Genomic DNA, 17,881 nt, shown 5'->3' with positions numbered 1-17,881 from the left:
GAGTCCCCTTCTATCGGCTCGTCGGCAGCGGCGGCTGCGATTGCGTCGCCGAGGCCAGCGTACGAAACTGATCGCTGCTTCCGGCGCCGGTTATCGCGATCTGCGTCGCGCCGCCCGGGCCGCTTAGCCGGGTCGTCCACACGGCTTCGGCGTCCGCGCCGCTTTCGCCGGACCCCTGATAGACGACCCAGTTGGTCCCGCTGACGTCGACCGCCCCGGTGGGATACGCCGACGGATGGATCGAGTTGATCAGCTTGTCCTCGTCGGCGTTGCTCTGGGTCAGGCTCAGATACATGCCGCTCGGGCTGATGTATCCGACCACCGAGATGGGCGCGTTCACGCGTTGACCCGTCGCGGGGTCGGATCGCCCGTTGGGGATGCCGCCGCGGTGCCCGGAGTTGGCCTGCCAGCCGCCGGGCAACTGCGGTTGGCGGATGGGAAAGCCGAGCGTCGCCGCGTCCGCCCGCAGGGCCGCCGCGGCGTCATAGGACGGGATGGGGCCCCTGCGGCTGTCGAGCTGAAACGAACACATGCCCAGCAGCCCGGCCAGCACCACGCAGCCAATGACCAGCGGAATCAGGGACCAGAACATGTCCCGGCCGTCCTGCAGCAGCCGAGGCTTCGCCGGCCTGGGCGCGGGCCCGGCGGCCGGGGCCGGCTCGTCGGCCACAGAGCCGTCCGAGCTGGCATTCAGCGGCGGCTTCTCGGTCATCCCCCGAGTATCCCAGTTCCAGCGGACCGATCCGCTTCTGGGACAATCAGCAACCATGACAGTTGAGGGCGACCGCTCGTCCACCGCCAATGGCCGAGCTCCAGCGCAAGCGCGGCCGCGCGGTGAGGCTCCAGACCGCAACCTGGCCTTGGAACTGGTCCGGGTCACCGAGGCCGGCGCCATGGCGGCCGGACGCTGGGTAGGCCGCGGCGACAAAGAGGGCGGTGACGGCGCGGCCGTCGACGCGATGCGCGAGCTGGTCAACTCGGTGTCGATGCGCGGCGTGGTCGTGATCGGCGAGGGTGAGAAGGACCACGCGCCGATGCTCTACAACGGCGAAGAGGTCGGCAACGGGGACGGCGCGGAGTGCGACTTCGCCGTCGATCCGATCGACGGCACCACACTGATGAGTAAGGGCATGCCCAACGCCATCTCCGTGCTGGCGGTGGCCGACCGCGGCGCGATGTTCGACCCGTCGGCGGTCTTCTACATGAACAAGATCGCCGTCGGCCCCGAGGCGGCGCACGTGCTCGACATCACCGCGCCGATCGCCGAGAACATCAAGGCCGTCGCGAAGGTGAAGGCGTTGTCGGTGCGCGACATGACCGTATGCATTCTCGACCGGCCGCGGCACGCCCAGCTGATCGAGGACGTCCGGGCCACCGGGGCCCGCATCCGGCTGATCACCGACGGCGACGTCGCGGGCGCGATCTCGGCCTGCCGGCCGCACTCGGGCACCGACATGCTGGCCGGGATCGGCGGTACGCCGGAAGGCATCATCGCGGCCGCCGCGATCCGGTGCATGGGTGGCGCCATCCAGGCGCAGCTGGCCCCCACCGACGACGAGGAACGCCAAAAGGCCATCGACGCCGGCTATGACCTCGATCAGATCTTGACCACCGAGGACCTCGTGTCCGGCGAGAACGTCTTCTTCTGCGCCACCGGGGTCACCAACGGCGACCTGCTCAAGGGCGTGCAGTACTACCCCGGCGGCTGCACCACCCAGTCGATCGTCATGCGGTCGAAATCGGGCACCGTCCGCATGATCGAGGCCTACCACCGGCTTTCGAAGCTCAACGAATACTCCGCCATCGACTTCACCGGCGACAGTTCTGCCGCCTATCCCCTGCCCTGACCGCCAGATCGAAGAACGAGGAAGCCAGCACTCTATGGCCACGGATGACACCGAGTACCGCATCGAGCACGACACCATGGGCGAGGTCCGCGTCCCCGCAAAAGCGTTGTGGCGCGCGCAAACCCAGCGCGCGGTCGAGAACTTTCCGATCTCGGGCCGCGGGCTGGAGCGCACCCAGATCCGCGCCCTGGGCCTGCTGAAGGGCGCGTGCGCGCAGGTCAACAAGGACCTCGGGCTGCTGGCCCCGGAGAAGGCCGACGCGATCATCGCCGCGGCCGCCGAAATCGCCGACGGCCGCCACGACGACCAGTTTCCGATCGACGTCTTCCAGACCGGTTCGGGCACCAGCTCCAACATGAACACCAACGAGGTGATCGCCAGCATCGCCGCGGCCAACGGCGTCACGGTGCACCCGAACGACGACGTCAACATGTCGCAGTCGTCGAATGACACCTTCCCCACCGCGACCCACATCGCGGCCACCGAAGCCGCCGTGCGCCACCTCATCCCGGCGCTCGAGGTGCTGCATGACGCGCTGGCGAGCAAGGCCCGCGAATGGCACACTGTGGTCAAGTCGGGCCGCACCCACCTGATGGACGCCGTGCCCGTGACGCTCGGCCAGGAATTCAGCGGGTACGCCCGCCAGATCGAGGCCGGCATCGAGCGGGTGCGCGCCACGCTGCCGCGGCTCGGTGAGTTGGCGATCGGCGGCACCGCGGTGGGCACCGGCCTCAACGCTCCCGACGGCTTCGGCGCCAAGGTCGTCGAAACGTTGGTTGCCTCCACCGGCCTGAGCGAATTGCGCACGGCGGCAAACTCCTTCGAGGCCCAGGCCGCGCGCGACGGCCTCGTCGAGGCGTCCGGTGCGCTGCGCACCATCGCCGTGTCGCTGACCAAGATCGCCAACGACGTCCGCTGGATGGGCTCGGGCCCGCTGACCGGCCTGGCCGAGATTCAGCTGCCCGACCTGCAACCGGGTAGCTCGATCATGCCCGGCAAGGTGAATCCCGTTCTCCCCGAAGCAGTTACGCAGGTGGCCGCGCAGGTGATCGGCAACGACGCCGCGGTCGCGTGGGGCGGCGGCAACGGTGCGTTCGAGCTCAACGTGTACATCCCGATGATGGCCCGCAACATCCTCGAGTCGTTCAAGCTGCTGACCAACGTCTCGAAGCTGTTCGCGGAGCGCTGCATCACCGGCCTGGCGGCCAACGTCGAGCACCTGCGCGAGCTCGCCGAGTCGTCGCCGTCCATCGTGACGCCGCTGAACTCGGCGATCGGATACGAGGAGGCCGCCGCGGTCGCCAAGCAGGCCCTCAAGGAGCGCAAGACGATTCGCCAGACCGTGATCGACCGCGGCCTGATCGGCGACAAGCTGTCGATCGAGGAGCTCGACCGCCGGCTCGACGTGCTGGCCATGGCGAAGGTCAAGCCGGAAGACTAGGCCCGACCGTCACGCGGCGACGGTGTCGATGAGTGTAAGGGTGGTTTTTCCATGACGGCTCCTCCCGGCGGCGGCCCCTACGGCCCTGGGCCTTACGGAAGCAACCCCTATGGGCAGGAACCGAATTGGGGTGGCCAGCCGCCGGCCGGCGGCGCTTACCCGCAGGGTCCTTACCCGCAGGGGGGTCCGTACGGCTACCCGCCGGGCGGTCAGTACCCGTATCCGCCGCCGGGTGGTCCCGCCGTCAATCCGTACCAGGCACCGCAGTATCCCCCGCCGGGACAACCATTTCCGCCCGGCGGGCCCTACCCGCCCGGCCCTCCCCCAGGCGGCTCGAAGCTGCCCTGGCTGATCGTCGCCGGCCTGGTCGCGCTGGCCGTGATCGCGCTGGTGGCCACCCTCGTGGTGATGAAGGGCGGCCACGGCAACAAGCGATCGAGCGCCGCGCCGCCGTCGACGAGCACGTCGGTCTCGCAACCGAAGAATTCGGCACAGAACGCCACGGATTGCACCCCGAACGTGTCCGGCGGTGAGATGCCCCGGGGCGACTCGATCACCGCCGGAAAGCTGTCGTTCCCGGCCAGTGCGGCGCCGTCCGGGTGGACGGTGTTCTCCGATGACCAGGGCCCCAACCTGATCGGCGGACTCGGCGTCGCCCAGGACGTGCCCGGGGCCAATCAGTGGATGATGACGGCCGAGGTCGGCGTCACCAATTTCGTTGCCAGCATGGACCTCACGGCGCAAGCCACCAAACTGATGCAGTGCGTGGTCAACGGGCCCGGCTATGCCAACGCGACACCCACGCTGGGACCGGTCAAGACGTCGTCGATCACCGTGGACGGGACCAAGGCGGTGCGGGCCGACGCCGACGTCACGATCGCCGATCCCACCCGCAACGTCAAGGGCGACTCGGTCAGCATCATCGCGGTCGACACCAAGCCGGTCACCGTGTTCATCGGCAGCACACCCATCGGTGACACCGCGTCGGCGGACCTCGTCGGCAAGATCATCGCCGCGCTGAAGGTCGCGAAATCCTGACGCGGCCCTGGTCCTAGGTGGTCGGCGCCGAGACGTGGGTCGTCTCGGATCGCCCACGCAATACGGTGGAATAGCATTCGGCCCAGTGCCCGCGTTCGGCCTCACCGGCCGCATCGATGGCGGCCGCCGAACACAGGATTCGCCGATCGGACGTCTTGGCGAGGTCGGCCAGCCGCGCGGCCTCGTTGACGGCGTCGCCGATCACGGTGTATTCGTACCGGTTCTCGGCGCCGACGTTGCCGGCGAACACGCGCCCCGCGGAGACGCCGACGCCGAAATCGACTGGCAGCCGGCGCAGTTGAGTGGCCAGCGCCCGGGCCGTCGCCAGCGCTGCGGACGCCGGCTCGCTGGTCGGCAATGGCACCCCGAAGACGGCCAGCGCGGCGTCTCCGGCGAATTTGTTGATCAATCCGTGGTGTTCGTCGACGGCGTTGACGACGATCCGGAAGAAGTCGTTGAGCACCTCGGCGACTTCTTGCGGCGGGCGGCTTTCCGCGAGCTGCGTGGAACCCACCAGGTCGATGAAGAGCACCGCCGCTTCGACCACGTCGCCGGACAGGGAGGCTCCCTCTTCGACGGCGCGCTGCGCGACGTCGGCGCCGACGTGGCGACCGAACAGGTCACGCAGCCGGTCGCGCTCGGCGAGCCCGGCCACCATACGGTTGAAACCCGTTTGCAGCCGCCCGATCTGGGAACGTTCGTAGGCGCCGACGTAGGTTTCCATGCGGCCATGTTCAACCTCCGCCATGGCGTCGACGACCTCCCCGATCGGGTCCGAGATGGACCGCGAGGTCAGGATCATCGTCGGCAGTCCCAACACCAGCGCCGCCAACGACACCACCAGGATCGGCACGTCCAACGATGCCGACTTCTCGATCAGCCACCCGTAGGAGCGCAGAACGACCAGGGACGCGATGACCGCGATGGGAAACGCGCTGCAGAGGAACCACAGCAGAACCAGTCGCGCGTACACGCTCGGCACGGCCAGCCGTGGCTCGGCGCCCAGTGTGGCGGCACGCATGATGGGGCGCAGGGTGCGTTGCGCGAGCAGCATCCCCGTGCCGGCGGCGGCCGACCCGCCGAGCAGCACGCCGAGCACGATGGGTAGCAGAAGCCGGGCCCCGCCACCAAGATTCAGCAGGATGAAGGTCCCGCCGCTCAGCGCCCAGGCCGTCACCAGGATCGCCGACTGGCGCCCGGCGAGCTTCATCACGGCCTCGCGTTGCTGTGGTGTCGGTTCGTCGCCCGGCACGAACCAGCGCAGTGTGGGCGCCAGGCTCAAGGCGCCGGCCACCGAGACGCCGATGATGCCCAGCACGACGAGCAGCGCCACCGGCCCCGTGCTGTGCCGCGCGAAGTCGGCGTTGGCCCCGACGGACGTGTGGCCGCGCAACGGGATCAAGATGGCGGCCGCTTCGACGACCGCCAGCACATACGACAGACTCAAGTCGAGGCCGTAGTGAAACATCCACCGTCGAGCGGACTTTCGTCCTTTCGTCGCGGGCCCGCTCGTCGCGCTAGGCACCGTTGTTCGGCCCGCCGGAATTCTGCCCGGGGATGTCGGTGATCGGGAAGTTGGGCATCGGCTTGGGTGAGGGCGTGTTGGGCAGCGTGGGGATGTCACTGGCGGGAATGTCGCGCAGACCGTTGACGGGTGGCCCGTTCTCCCGGCCACCATAACTGCTGCCGGGCGCGCGTGGTCCCAGCAGTTCGCTGACCGTCACCATCCGGTAGCCGTTAGCCTTGAGCACCGGGATGAACTGATAGACCAGATCGACGGTGCTCGAGTAGGTGTTATGGAACAGCACCACCGAGCCCGGTTTGATGTAGGTCATCAGCATCGATCGCGTCGCCGCCGTGTTCGAGTCGTTGGCCCAATCGAAAGGGATGACGTCCCACAGGATTTCGGCCAGCCCGAATTGACCGGCGGTCTGGCGCACCACCGGGTCGGACAAGCCGCCCGCGGGCCGGTACAACGTCGGCGTGTGGCCGGTCGCGGCGGTGATCGCGTCATTCGCCTTGGAGAACTGCGCGGCGATGTCCTCCCGCGGGATGGTGGTCATGTTGGGGTGTTCCCAGGTGTGGCTGCCGATTTCCATCCCCGCGTCGGCGATGCGTTTGGCCCCCGCCGGGTTGGCGGCCACCTTGTTGCCGATCAGAAAGAAGGTGGCCTTCGCGTCGTTGCCCTTGAGGATCTGCAGCAGCCGCTCGTCGAAGGGACCGGGGCCGTCATCGAAGGTCAACGCGACGCATTTGACGACCGAGCAGGACAGGTCGTCGGCGCGCGTCACGTGACCGGTCAGCCCGCCGATCACCAGCACCGCGACGGCGGCGACGACACCGGCCAGCGTGCGCCCGTAGCGCCAGGCCAAGGTGTCGGGTCGTTTCGCCACGGTAAAAGCGTACTCACCGCGAGACTGCAACCAGCGACACATATCGCGAGTGGAGCTGTCGTGGAATACAGCTTCGCGGCGAAACCGCTCAGTGCGGCCCGGCGATCTCCTCGAGCATCTCGGTGACCAGCGCGGCGATCGGCGAGCGCTCGCTGCGCAACAGGGTGATGTGGGCGAACAGCGGGTGGCCCTTGAGCTTCTCGATCACCGCCGCGACCCCGTCGTGGCGGCCCACCCGCAGGTTGTCGCGCTGGGCGATGTCGTGGGTCAGGACCACCCGCGACCCGGTGCCCAGCCTGGACAGCACGGTCAGCAACACGTTGCGCTCCAGCGACTGCGCCTCGTCGACGATGACGAACGAGTCGTGCAGCGAACGTCCCCGGATGTGGGTCAGCGGCAGCACTTCGAGCATGCCGCGGGACAGCACTTCCTCGAGCACCGCCGGGCTGGCCAGCCCCTCGAGGGTGTCGAACACTGCCTGCGCCCACGGGCCCATCTTTTCGCTCTCGCTGCCGGGCAGGTATCCCAGCTCCTGGCCGCCGACGGCGTACAGCGGACGGAAGACCACCACCTTGCGCTGGGTCCGCCGCTCCAGCACGGCCTCCAGCCCGGCGCACAGCGCCAGCGCCGACTTGCCGGTGCCGGCCTTGCCGCCCAGCGACACGATGCCGACCGACTCGTCGAGCAGCAAGTCCAGCGCGACCCGCTGTTCGGCGGACCGCCCACGCAATCCGAACACCTCGCGATCACCGCGGACCAGCTGAACGCGCTTGTCCGCGTTGACCCTGCCCAGCGCGTGAGAGCTGCCACCGAGCAGCCGAATGCCGGTGTGGCAGGGCAGGTCTCGGGCTTCCGCCAGATCGATCTCGCCGTCGCTGAACAGGGCGTCGATATCCTCGGTGGCGGTTTCGATCTCGCGCATGCCCGACCAGCCGGAGGCCACGACGTCTTGGGCGTGGTATTCGTCGGCGGCCAGCCCTACCGCGGCGGCCTTGACCCGAAGCGGAATGTCCTTGCTGACCAACGTGACTCGTTTGCCTTCGGCGGCCAGGTTGGCGGCGCAACTCAGGATCCGGCAGTCGTTGTTGTCGTTGCGGAAGCCGGCGGGCAGCACCGCCGGGTCGGTGTGGTTGAGTTCGACGTGGAGCGTACCGCCTTGTGTCCCAACGGGAATGGGTTGATCCAGGCGCCCGTGCACAAGCCGAAGATCGTCGAACAGGCGCAACGCCTGGCGGGCGAACCATCCCAGCTCGTGATGGTGGCGTTTGGCCTCCAGCTCGCTGATCACCACCAACGGAACAACCACCTCGTGTTCGGCGAACCGGCTGCACGCCCACGGGTCGGACAGCAGCACGGAAGTGTCGATCACGTAGGTCCGGATATCGGTCACGTAGCGCTCCTCGAGCGGGATGAGCCCGCGCGGACCCGCACAGGCATGTCGACGGGAACCGCAGCACCAGGACCGGGGCCGGTCCTTCCGTTGTGATGACGGGAGGTGCCGCCCTGGCAGCAGAGCATGACGCTGACCATCGGGAACGACGCTACTCCCGTGGCCGCGTGCCCGCTGTGCAGGCGCGCCGACATGACGAGCCGCGACGACGCCCCAAAGGGATCGGCGCGGAGGGGGCCGCGGCTCAGCCGACGATGAATTGCCGCAGCGCGGGCTCGTCCGCGAGCCCCCATGCGGCGATGCGGTCGGAGATCGCCTGACGCAGCTGCTCCGGACCGAAAATGCCTGCCTTTTCGACGTTCTGCACCTTGTCGCGGTACGCGTCGATGTCGGCGCCGGGCACATCCAGGTCGGCGGCACGGGCGGCGATCGCCGCGATCGTCTCGTCGCGGGTGTATCCCAGGCAGTGCTCGACGAGGTTGGAGAAGAACAGTTCGTGCCGCCGCTCGTCGCGGGCGATCCGGTCGATCAGGCCGGCCAGGATGGGCTCCTCGAGCTTGGCGGCCAGGTTCTCGCAGAACACGGCGTGGGTGCGTTCGACGAACGCCATGTGCACCAGGGTCTCCACCTGCGAGTAGGTGTCGGCGCGGTAGCCCTTCATGACGTACTGGACGCGGGCCTCTTCGTTGGCGGTCGGGTCGACCTCACGGGTCACCACCAGGTACTCGCGCAACGCGATGGCGTGCAGGTGCTCCTCGGCGGTCCACCGGCCCAGCCAGCGGCCCCAGTAGTCCTCGAGGATGAAGTGCTCGACCAGCTCGCGGTGGTGCGCGGCCAGGTTGTCCTTGAGCAGCAGCATGATCTCGCAGGCGTCGGTCAGCGGTCTCGGCAACGTCATTGACGACGGGTCCCAGTCGCGCCCACCGAGGAATGCGAAGTTCTCGCCCCGATCGAACGGCACGTAATCGTGGGCGAACCAGAGCTCTTCGGTGGACAGGTGGCGGTCGACGTTCGCTTCGACGACCGGCTCGAGTTCCAGGGTCAGCGCGTTAGCGACGGGTCTTTCGGCCATGAGATAACTGTAACCCGCGTACACAGGTTCATGAAATCGGCGGGGTCGTGTCGGAGCAAGTGGTGATTTTGGTCCTCGAGCCCGACCAGACGGGCGTCAGCGGCCGACCAGCGCCCAGTCTTCGAGGCCGTCGTACAGCGGGAACTCCTGCGCCAGCCGTGTCACGCGCTGGCGCAGCCCCGCCACGTCGGCCGAGCTGCCCGCGGCCAGGGCGGTGGCGATGACGTCGGCGACCTCGCTGAACTCGGCGTCGCCGAAGCCGCGGGTGGCCAGGGCGGGCGTGCCGATCCGCAGCCCCGACGTGACCATCGGCGGCCGCGGGTCGTTGGGCACGGCGTTGCGGTTGACGGTGATGCCGACCTCGTGCAGCAGGTCCTCGGCGGCTTGGCCGTCGAGCGGGGAGTTGCGCAGATCCACCAGCACCAGGTGCACGTCGGTGCCGCCGCTGACCACCGATACGCCGGCCTTGGCGACGTCGGCGGCCAACAGCCGGTCGGCGAGGATGCGCGCGCCCGACAGGGTGCGCTGCTGCCGCTCGACGAATTCGGGGGTGCTCGCGATCTTCAGCGCGACGGCCTTGCCCGCGATGACGTGCATGAGCGGTCCGCCCTGCTGGCCGGGGAACACCGCCGAGTTGATCGCCTTGGCGTACTCCTGCTTGCCGAGGATCATGCCCGAGCGGCCGCCGCCGAGCGTCTTGTGAATGGTCGTCGACACGATGTCGGCGTGCGGCACCGGCGAGGGGTGCAGGCCGGCCGCGACCAAGCCCGCGAAGTGCGCCATGTCCACCCAGAGCTTGGCGTCCACCTCGTCGGCGATCGAGGCGAACGCCGCGAAGTCGAGGATCCGCGGGTAGGCCGACCAACCGGCGATGATGACCTTGGGGCGAAATTCCAGCGCCTTGGCGCGCACCGCGTCCATGTCGACGAGATGCGTCGTCGGGTCGACACCGTAGAAACCGTTCTCGTAGAGCTTGCCGGAGAAGTTCAGCTTCATGCCGTGCGTCAGGTGGCCGCCGTTGGCCAGGTCCAGACCCAGCAGCCGCTCCCCCGGCGTCATCAGCGCGTGCAGGACGGCGGCGTTGGCCTGGGCGCCCGAATGCGGCTGCACATTGGCGAAGTCGGCGCCGAAGAGGGCCTTGGCCCGGTCGCGGGCGATGTTCTCCACGACGTCGACGTACTCGCAGCCGCCGTAGTAGCGGCGCCCCGGCAAGCCCTCGGCGTACTTGTTGGTCAGCACGCTGCCCTGGGCCTGCAGCACCGCGCGCGGGACGAAGTTCTCCGACGCGATCATCTCCAGCATGTCGCGCTGGCGGCCCAGCTCCTGGCCCAGCAGCCCGGCGATGTCGGGATCGACCTCGGCGAGCGGGGCGGACATCACGGAGGTCGTGGCGCGGGCGTCAGGTGCAGCAGTCACGGCGCCAGTCTATCCAGCGCCGACTTTTCGCCAGCCCAGCCGTCGGGCTTTTCGGCGCTCCTGCAACACTTGCACTATGCCGCGGCTTAGCGAGCCGAGCCCTTATGTGGAGTTCGACCGAAAGCAATGGCGTGCGCTTCGTATGTCGACGCCGCTGGCCCTCACCGAGGAGGAACTGGTCGGCCTGCGCGGTCTGGGTGAACAGATCGACTTGCTCGAAGTCGAAGAGGTTTACCTGCCGCTGGCCCGGCTGATTCACCTGCAGGTCGCGGCGCGCCAGCGGTTGTTCGCCGCCACCGCCGAGTTCCTGGGTGAACCTCAGCAAAACCCGGACCGGCCGGTGCCGTTCATCATCGGGGTCGCCGGCAGCGTGGCGGTCGGCAAGTCGACGACCGCCCGTGTGCTGCAGGCGCTCTTGGCGCGCTGGGACCATCATCCCCGGGTGGACCTGGTGACCACCGACGGATTCCTGTACCCCAATGCCGAGCTGGACCGGCGAAACCTGATGCATCGCAAGGGGTTTCCGGAAAGCTACAACCGTCGGGCGCTGATGCGGTTCGTTACGTCGGTCAAGTCGGGCTCGGACTACGCGTGCGCGCCGGTGTATTCGCATTTGAAATACGATGTGATCCCCGGGGCCAAGCACGTGGTGCGGCATCCCGACATCCTGATCCTCGAGGGCCTCAACGTTTTGCAGACCGGTCCGACCCTGATGGTGTCGGACCTGTTCGACTTCGGCGTCTATGTGGACGCGCGGATCGAGGACATCGAGCAGTGGTACATCTCGCGGTTTTTGGCCATGCGCAGCACGGCCTTCGCCGATCCCGAGTCGCACTTCCACCACTACGCGGCGCTCAACGACACCAAGGCCGTCGCCGCCGCCCGCGAGATCTGGCGCTCCATCAACCGGCCCAACCTGGTCGAGAACATCCTGCCCACCCGGCCGCGCGCCACGCTGGTGCTGCGCAAGGACGCCGACCACTCGATCAATCGGCTGCGGCTGCGCAAGCTCTAGGCGCCACTATGCCGTCTCGAGGCGCCGCACTCCCAGGTATTGGAGCGCGGCGAACGCGGCCGCGTAGGCGCCGCTGGCCAGCGTCAGCGCGGCCCCGGTGACGGTCAGCGGCAATGCTTCGGTTGCCACGATCGAGGACAGCGTGAAAAAGATGTTGGCCACGATCACGCCGATGCCGACACCGCGCACGTCCGGCATCGCCCCGAGGCTGAACACCACGAGGCCGTAGATCACGAAGAAGGCCCCCATGGCGTAATTCTCGAAGGACGTCAGGCCGGTCAGCGACGAGAGCGGGTCGGCGAGGAAGGCGATGACCAAGCCGAAGAGTCCCGTCAGGGTGGCGTCGGCGCGCACGGCGAAGCGCAACAGCGAGTCGGTCGCGTCGTAGAGCGGCCGCGTGGTGAGGCCGGATACACCAGAAACAAGCAACATGTGATTACTCCTCGCGATGGCGGTGTTGGCTATTGCCACGGATACAACGACGAGGAGGTTCACCCGGCTATTCCCGTTATCGGGTAAATATTTGACACGCGCCAGTCGGGCGGGATCAGCCGCCCCACGAGTCACAGGCGCAGCGGATTTACTTCCCGTAGCGGCGATGGCGCTGGCTGTAGTCGCGCAGCGCGCGCAGGAAGTCGACGCGGCGGAAGGCGGGCCAGTGCGCCTCGGTGAACCACATCTCCGAGTACGCGCTTTGCCACAGCAGGAAGCCGGAGAGCCGTTGCTCGCCCGAGGTGCGGATCACCAGGTCGGGATCGGGCTGACCGGAGGTGTAGAGATTTTCCGAGATCGCATCGACGGTGACGGTGTCGATCAGCTCTTCGGCGGTCGCGCCGTTGGCGAGTTCCTTGCTCAGCAGCGAACGCACCGCGTCGACGATCTCGCGGCGACCGCCGTAGCCGACGGCGACGTTGACGTGGAAGGGCGCCACGACCGGGGTGGACTCCACCGCCCCGCGCAGCCGGCGGGCCGGTTGCTCGCCGAGCAGCTCGAGGTCGCCGACGGTGCGCACGCTCCAGCGGTTGGCCGGCGCGCAGATCTCCTCGACGACGTCGGTGATGATCTCGATGAGCCCGGCCAGCTCGTCGGGATCGCGCTGCAGGTTCTCCGTGGAAAGCAGGTACACGGTGGTCATCTCGATGCCGGCTTCCTGACACCAGCGCAGCATCTCCGCGATCTTGGCCGCGCCCATCCGGTAGCCGTAGCTCACGTCGTCGTATCCCGCGTCGCGCGCCCACCGGCGGTTCCCGTCGCACAGCACCGCGATGTGGCGGGGCAGTTCCGACTTGGAAGCGGTCAGGCCCTGCCGCAGCCGCATCTCGTAGATCCGATACAGCGGCTCTTTGAGTCGCCGCGGGATGATTTCCACGAACACACACCCTACTGCCAGGCGCAATGGATTCCGGGTTGCGATTTCGGCCGGTCATCCGAGCAGCCGGCCGAGAAGTCGACACTGCGCCGTAACCATCTCTGGCTACTCTGGCTCTTACACCCGCCCATGGCACCGTGGCCACCGGCGTCCCCCGTTGCAGCGACATTCCACAGGAGACATGAGCAGCCAGACCAGCACCGTCCCGCATCCTGAGCGCGAACCCGAGCCGATCGCCCCGGGCAACACCGTCGAGCGACTCGCCGAAGGGGCCGCCAATGTTTTGGGCAAACCCCGGATGCGCGGCTGGATCCACTTCTACTCGGCGTGGCTGGCGATCATCGCCGGCGCCACGCTGGTGTCGGTGTCGTGGGCGGCGTCCTCGCCCCGCGCCGGGCATTCGACGCTGATCTACGCCGCGTGCACGGTGGCGTTGTTCGCGGTCAGCGCGACCTATCACCGGGTGCACTGGAAGTCGGACCTGGCCCGGATTCGCATGAAGCGGCTCGATCATTCGATGATCTTCATCTTCATCGCCGGCAGCTACACGCCGTTCGCGCGGCTGGTCATGCCGCAGGACACCGGCGTGGTGGTGCTGTGCATCGTGTGGGGCGGCGCGCTCGCGGGCATCGCGCTGAAGGTGTGCTGGCCGACGGCGCCGCGCTGGCTGGGCGTACCGCTCTATCTGCTGTTGGGCTGGGTAGCGATCTGGTACGCGCCGACGATCCTGCACCAGGCCGGGGTGGCCGCGATGGTGCTGCTGGCCGTCGGCGGTGTGTTCTACAGCGTCGGTGGCATTTTCTACGGTCTACGCTGGCCCGACCTGTGGCCGCGGACGTTCGGCTATCACGAGTTCTTCCACGCCTTCACCGCGATCGCGGCGATCCTGCATTACATCGCCATGTGGTTCGCCGTGTTCTACACGGAAGAACACGCGTGGCTGCTGGGAGCCTGATGGCCCGGCTAACCCTGGTCGACGTCGTCGTCGGGTGACCAGTACGCCTTCATCGCCGCGATCTTCCCGCTGCCGTCGAAGACCATGACATCGATCGGCTCGATCACCATCCGGTGCTCGCCGGCGGTCACGGTCAACCGGAACTGGAAGGCCGCCTCGTTGCCGGCCACGCGCAGCGTCTTCAGTTCGCATTCGCGCTGCAGGTTGTCGACCGCGGAGTAGAAGCCGTGGATCGCTTGGCGCCCGATGTGCACCTCGCCGCCGACGGGGTCCTCGACCGTGGCGTCGTCGGCGTACAGCTCGACCAAGTCGTCGGCGCTGCCCTTGGCGACCAGCTCGATGTAGCGGTGGACCGTGCTTCTGATCGCTTCGGTCTTGGCGGCATTCGGCATGGGAGGCAGGGTAACCCGGCTTCAGTGGTGATCGCCAGCGCGGCGCAGCCGGGCGCAGCGGGTCACCACCATCGGCTTCAGTGGTGATCGCCAGCGCGGCGCAGCCGGGCGCAGCGGGTCACCACCATCGGCTCAGTGGTGATCGCCAGCGCGGCGCAGCCGGGCGCAGCGGGTCACCACCATCGGCTCAGTGGTGATCGCCAGCGCGGCGCAGCCGGGCGCAGCGGGTCACCACCATCGGCTCAGTGGTGATCGCCAGCGCGGCGCAGCCGGGCGCAGCGGGTCACCACCATCGACCCAGCGGCTGGAAGGCTCAGCGGCTGGAAACAGCCAGGGCGGCGGCCAGTTCGGCCGCGGTGGTCACCGGCAGGTCGCAGACTTGGCCGCGACACACGTAGGCGGCGTCGGCGCCGGCCACTCGGTCGCGGCCCGCCAGCAGCGCAGAGGAATCCACGTCCCCGCCCACGACGACCGCCCCGCCGGGCGCCAGCCGTCGCGCCTCGGCCAGCAGCGGCGACCACGACGGGTCGCAGGCCACCGCGATCTGCAGCGGCCCGCGGACCGCGGCCTCCGCGACGGCCAGCCAATGCCCGGCCGAGCGCGGCGCGCGCTCCAGCAGCACCGAGTGCGCGCGCAGCGCGTCGTCCGCCGCCCGCAGGTACCGCTCGGCGCGCTCCCCGTCGACCACGTGCGCCGCGGTCAGCAGGGCCTCGGTGATCGACGACGCTCCCGACGGGGTCGCCCCGTCCAGCGGGTCGGCGGGCCGCAGCATCAACCGCTCGGCATCGTCGGCGGTGTCGAACCAGCGGCCGGGCTGCTCACGATCGGCGAAGTGCGCCAACGCGGTGTCCAACAGATCGGTCGCCCTTGTCAGCCAGGCCGCCTCGCCCGTCAGCTGGTAGAGCGCCAGCAGCCCGGTGGACAGCATCGCGTGGTCCTCGAGGATGGCGGCGCTGTCACCGACCACGCCGCCGAGACTGGCGCGCCGCAGCCTGCCGTCGACCACGTGCAGGTCGAGCAGCGCCCGCGCGCAGCGGCTTGCGGCGTGGACGAACTCGGGCTCGTCCAACGCCACGCCGGCCTCGGCCAAGGCGGTGATCGCCAGCCCGTTCCAGGACGTGACGATCTTGTCGTCGCGGCCGGGCTGGACCCGGGCGCGCCGGGCGTTCAACAACGCGACCCGCACGCGTTCGGCCCGCTGCGCATCCTCCGGATCGGCGGGGAGCTGCAGCACCGAGGCGCCGTGCTCGAAGGTGCCGGCCGGGGTGACCGCGAAAACCTGTGCGGCCCAAGGACCGTCGTCGGGCCCGAGCGCGTCGTTCAGCTGTTCCGGCGTCCACACATAGGTCGATCCCTCGCGGCCGTCGGCGTCGGCGTCCAGCGATGAGGTGAACATGGCACCGTCGGCGAGGTCGTCGAGCAGGAACCGGGCGGTCTGGTCGGCGATTCGGCGCGCCAGCGGATCGCCGGTACGCCGGGCCCAGTGCGCGTAGGCGCGCAGCAGCAGCGCGTTGTCGTACAGCATCTTCTCGAAATGCGGTACCACCCAAGCGTTGTCGACGCTGTACCGGGCGAAGCCGCCGCCGAGCTGATCGTAGATGCCGCCGCGGGCCATCGCGCTGCCCGCGCGCGACACCGCGTCGAGCGCCGCCGGCGATCCCGTGCGCTCGTAGTTGCGCAGCAGCGCCTCGAGCAGCGCCGAGGGCGGGAATTTGGGCGCACCGCCGAACCCGCCGTGCACGGTGTCCTCGTCGGCGAGCAGCGCGGCGACGGCGTGGTCACACAGGTCGGCCGCCACCGCGGGGCCGCCACGCGCTACACCGGAAGCCATCTTGCGCAGCTCGCCGGCGATGTGGTCGGACGCCTCCTCCACCTCGCCGCGACGCTCCCGCCATGTGGCCGAGACGGCCGAAAGAAGTTGCAGGAAGCTATTTTTCGGATAGTAGGTGCCGCAGAAGAAGGGCCGTCCGTCCGGCGTGAGGAAACAGGTCATCGGCCAGCCGCCCTGCCCGGTGAGGGCCACCGTGGCGTTCATGTACACCGCGTCGATGTCGGGCCGTTCCTCGCGGTCGACCTTGATGCAGACGAATCCCGCGTTCATCGCGGCGGCGACGTCGGCGTCCTCGAACGACTCGTGCGCCATGACGTGACACCAGTGACAGGCCGCGTAGCCGACCGACAGCAGGATCGGCACGTCGCGGGCGGCGGCGTCGGCCAGCGCCTCCGGTGTCCACTGCTGCCAGTGCACCGGATTGTCGGCGTGCTGACGCAGATACGGGCTGGTCGCCAGCCCCAGGGTGTTCGCGGCGGACGAGTCAGCCTGGCTCATCGCCGGATCCCGGGGGTCGCGGCGACCCGTCCGCCTGATCCGGGGCCTGGCCGGCGCCCGGGTCGACCGCGTCGGTGCCCTCGTCCGCGGCCTGGTCCGGCTCGGGATGCTTGGGGTCGAACGACTCCGGCACCTTCTTCAGCTGCCGGTTCATCGAGCGCAGCAAAAACAGCGTGCTGATCAACAACAACACGACGATCAGCAGCCCGACCGGGCTGGCCTTGCCGAAGTCGGGCCCGGTGTGCTGCGGCGCGTTGTCGGCCTGCCAGCCGGGGGCGCTCGCGAGGAGGACGAGGTGATTCACGCGTCCGTCTCGATCCCGGCGAACAGGTCGTCCTCGGGCAGCCGGGCCGGGACCCGCGAGCGGGCCAACTCGAATTCCTCTGTGGGCCAAAGCCGTTGCTGCCATTCGATGGGGGCCGCGAAGAAGTCGTGGTCGGGGTCGATCTGCGTGGTGTGCGCCCGCAGCGCGTCGTCGCGCTGGCTGAAATAGGCCGAGCACTCGACGCGCGTCGTCACCCGGGATTCGAACGGGTCGTGCGCGGCGTCCCAGTGCTCGAGCCACTTCTTGAACGGCGGTTCGTGACCGTGCTTGAGGGCCTCGTCGTGCAACAACTGCATCCGGGCCCGCAGGAAGCCGTGGTTGTAGTACAGCTTGGACACCGTCCACGGTTCGCCGGCGTCCGGGAAGCGCCGATAATCCCCGGCCGCCTCGAAGGCGCCGACCGAAACCTGGTGGCAGCGAATGTGATCGGGATGGGGATAGCCGCCGTTCTCGTCGTACGTCGTCATCACGTGCGGGCGGAACTCGCGTACGACGCGCACCAGCGCCTCGATCGACTCCTCCAGCGGCACCAGCGCGAAACACCCCTCGGGCAGCGGGGGCGGCGGGTCGCCCTTGGGCAGTCCGGAGTCGACGAAGCCGAGCCAGGTGTGCTCCACCCCGAGGATCTCGGCGGCCTTGGCCATCTCGTCGCGGCGGATTTCGGCGATGTGCCCGTGCACCTCGGGCAGATCCATCGCGGGGTTGAGGATGTCGCCGCGCTCACCGCCGGTCAACGTCACCACCAGCACCCGATGCCCCTCGTCGGCGTAGCGGGCCAGGGTGGCCGCGCCCTTGCTGGACTCGTCGTCGGGGTGGGCGTGCACCGCCATCAACCGCAATTCGCTCACGTGCTCCCTTGTCACCTCGGGTGGTCACCCGGTCTGACCCTATAATTCCAG

The 17,881-nt window shown here is 68.6% G+C and carries 17 protein-coding genes; 5 read left to right on the top strand and 12 right to left on the bottom strand.

Annotation, left to right across the window (positions count from 1 at the left end):
- Positions 1–10: 10 nt before the first annotated feature.
- A complete protein-coding gene (locus W7U_RS02135; RefSeq protein WP_008254364.1) occupies positions 11–712 on the bottom strand; it encodes a DUF4245 domain-containing protein in 702 nt (233 codons plus the stop codon).
- Positions 713–767: 55 nt separating this feature from the next.
- Here W7U_RS02135 and glpX point away from each other — a divergent pair, with 55 nt between their 5' ends.
- Genes glpX through W7U_RS02120 form a run of 3 tightly spaced genes read left to right on the top strand, consistent with a single transcriptional unit; the run spans position 768 to position 4,326 of the window.
- Positions 768–1,847 (top strand): class II fructose-bisphosphatase, encoded by a 1,080-nt coding sequence (gene glpX / locus W7U_RS02130; RefSeq protein WP_026071430.1) that lies wholly within the window; start codon positions 768–770, stop codon positions 1,845–1,847.
- A gap of 34 nt (positions 1,848–1,881) precedes the next feature.
- Entirely contained in the window at positions 1,882–3,288 is a 1,407-nt protein-coding gene (locus W7U_RS02125) for a class II fumarate hydratase (protein ID WP_008254358.1), read from the top strand.
- Positions 3,289–3,339: 51 nt separating this feature from the next.
- A complete protein-coding gene (locus W7U_RS02120) occupies positions 3,340–4,326 on the top strand; it encodes a hypothetical protein (RefSeq protein ID WP_014379382.1) in 987 nt (328 codons plus the stop codon).
- Positions 4,327–4,339: 13 nt separating this feature from the next.
- On the opposite strand, the gene W7U_RS02115 is transcribed toward W7U_RS02120, so the two are convergent.
- From W7U_RS02115 to glyA, 5 genes are all read right to left on the bottom strand, one after another.
- A complete protein-coding gene (locus W7U_RS02115) occupies positions 4,340–5,794 on the bottom strand; it encodes an adenylate/guanylate cyclase domain-containing protein (protein WP_008254355.1) in 1,455 nt (484 codons plus the stop codon).
- Between the two features lie 49 nt (positions 5,795–5,843).
- Positions 5,844–6,719 carry a polysaccharide deacetylase family protein gene (locus W7U_RS02110; protein ID WP_008254353.1) on the bottom strand — a complete coding sequence of 292 codons (876 nt, stop codon included), beginning with the start codon at positions 6,717–6,719 and terminating at the stop codon, positions 5,844–5,846.
- Between the two features lie 88 nt (positions 6,720–6,807).
- Positions 6,808–8,109, bottom strand: coding sequence for a PhoH family protein (locus tag W7U_RS02105; protein ID WP_008254341.1), 1,302 nt, complete (start codon positions 8,107–8,109; stop codon positions 6,808–6,810).
- A 244-nt stretch (positions 8,110–8,353) separates the two neighbouring features.
- Complete coding sequence (locus tag W7U_RS02100) at positions 8,354–9,181, bottom strand: acyl-ACP desaturase (RefSeq protein WP_008254339.1); 828 nt, start codon at positions 9,179–9,181, stop codon at positions 8,354–8,356.
- A gap of 96 nt (positions 9,182–9,277) precedes the next feature.
- Entirely contained in the window at positions 9,278–10,558 is a 1,281-nt protein-coding gene (glyA, locus tag W7U_RS02095) for a serine hydroxymethyltransferase (RefSeq protein WP_008254337.1), read from the bottom strand.
- A gap of 115 nt (positions 10,559–10,673) precedes the next feature.
- Between glyA and coaA the strand changes: the two genes are divergently transcribed.
- Positions 10,674–11,612: a type I pantothenate kinase gene (gene coaA, locus W7U_RS02090; protein WP_008254336.1), complete on the top strand. Its 939-nt coding sequence runs from the start codon at positions 10,674–10,676 to the stop codon at positions 11,610–11,612.
- A 6-nt stretch (positions 11,613–11,618) separates the two neighbouring features.
- Here the strand turns inward: coaA and W7U_RS02085 are convergent, their stop codons facing one another.
- Positions 11,619–12,044 (bottom strand): hypothetical protein, encoded by a 426-nt coding sequence (locus W7U_RS02085; protein ID WP_008254335.1) that lies wholly within the window; start codon positions 12,042–12,044, stop codon positions 11,619–11,621.
- Between the two features lie 148 nt (positions 12,045–12,192).
- Positions 12,193–12,981 (bottom strand): (2Z,6E)-farnesyl diphosphate synthase, encoded by a 789-nt coding sequence (locus W7U_RS02080; protein ID WP_008254334.1) that lies wholly within the window; start codon positions 12,979–12,981, stop codon positions 12,193–12,195.
- A gap of 181 nt (positions 12,982–13,162) precedes the next feature.
- On the opposite strand from W7U_RS02080, the gene W7U_RS02075 reads away from it, so the two are divergent.
- Positions 13,163–13,936, top strand: a complete 774-nt coding sequence (locus tag W7U_RS02075) for a hemolysin III family protein (protein WP_008254333.1) — start codon at positions 13,163–13,165, stop codon at positions 13,934–13,936.
- An 8-nt stretch (positions 13,937–13,944) separates the two neighbouring features.
- Here the strand turns inward: W7U_RS02075 and W7U_RS02070 are convergent, their stop codons facing one another.
- From W7U_RS02070 to mca, 4 genes are all read right to left on the bottom strand, one after another.
- Positions 13,945–14,328: a nuclear transport factor 2 family protein gene (locus tag W7U_RS02070; protein ID WP_008254332.1), complete on the bottom strand. Its 384-nt coding sequence runs from the start codon at positions 14,326–14,328 to the stop codon at positions 13,945–13,947.
- A gap of 313 nt (positions 14,329–14,641) precedes the next feature.
- Positions 14,642–16,657 (bottom strand): thioredoxin domain-containing protein, encoded by a 2,016-nt coding sequence (locus W7U_RS02065; RefSeq protein ID WP_008254331.1) that lies wholly within the window; start codon positions 16,655–16,657, stop codon positions 14,642–14,644.
- Complete coding sequence (locus tag W7U_RS02060; protein ID WP_008254329.1) at positions 16,644–16,961, bottom strand: hypothetical protein; 318 nt, start codon at positions 16,959–16,961, stop codon at positions 16,644–16,646. The genes W7U_RS02065 and W7U_RS02060 overlap by 14 nt, the downstream gene beginning before the upstream one ends.
- Entirely contained in the window at positions 16,958–17,830 is an 873-nt protein-coding gene (mca, locus tag W7U_RS02055; RefSeq protein ID WP_008254328.1) for a mycothiol conjugate amidase Mca, read from the bottom strand. The genes W7U_RS02060 and mca overlap by 4 nt, the downstream gene beginning before the upstream one ends.
- Positions 17,831–17,881: the final 51 nt, after the last annotated feature.

The organism is Mycobacterium sp. H4Y, assembly GCF_000364405.1.
GTDB lineage: Bacteria > Actinomycetota > Actinomycetes > Mycobacteriales > Mycobacteriaceae > Mycobacterium > Mycobacterium intracellulare.
The sequence above is the reverse complement of the archived record's forward strand: the minus strand, read 5'-3'. Positions and strand labels throughout refer to the sequence as shown.

Coding starts and splice junctions, on each gene's coding strand:
- glyA (WP_008254337.1), bottom strand. CDS start 10,558: ATGTCCGCCCCGCTCGCCGAGGTCGATCCCGACATCGCCGGGCTGCTG.
- W7U_RS02100 (WP_008254339.1), bottom strand. CDS start 9,181: ATGGCCGAAAGACCCGTCGCTAACGCGCTGACCCTGGAACTCGAGCCG.
- W7U_RS02085 (WP_008254335.1), bottom strand. CDS start 12,044: ATGTTGCTTGTTTCTGGTGTATCCGGCCTCACCACGCGGCCGCTCTAC.
- W7U_RS02075 (WP_008254333.1), top strand. CDS start 13,163: ATGAGCAGCCAGACCAGCACCGTCCCGCATCCTGAGCGCGAACCCGAG.
- W7U_RS02070 (WP_008254332.1), bottom strand. CDS start 14,328: ATGCCGAATGCCGCCAAGACCGAAGCGATCAGAAGCACGGTCCACCGC.
- W7U_RS02115 (WP_008254355.1), bottom strand. CDS start 5,794: ATGTTTCACTACGGCCTCGACTTGAGTCTGTCGTATGTGCTGGCGGTC.
- W7U_RS02065 (WP_008254331.1), bottom strand. CDS start 16,657: ATGAGCCAGGCTGACTCGTCCGCCGCGAACACCCTGGGGCTGGCGACC.
- W7U_RS02135 (WP_008254364.1), bottom strand. CDS start 712: ATGACCGAGAAGCCGCCGCTGAATGCCAGCTCGGACGGCTCTGTGGCC.
- coaA (WP_008254336.1), top strand. CDS start 10,674: ATGCCGCGGCTTAGCGAGCCGAGCCCTTATGTGGAGTTCGACCGAAAG.
- glpX (WP_026071430.1), top strand. CDS start 768: ATGACAGTTGAGGGCGACCGCTCGTCCACCGCCAATGGCCGAGCTCCA.
- W7U_RS02125 (WP_008254358.1), top strand. CDS start 1,882: ATGGCCACGGATGACACCGAGTACCGCATCGAGCACGACACCATGGGC.
- W7U_RS02120 (WP_014379382.1), top strand. CDS start 3,340: ATGACGGCTCCTCCCGGCGGCGGCCCCTACGGCCCTGGGCCTTACGGA.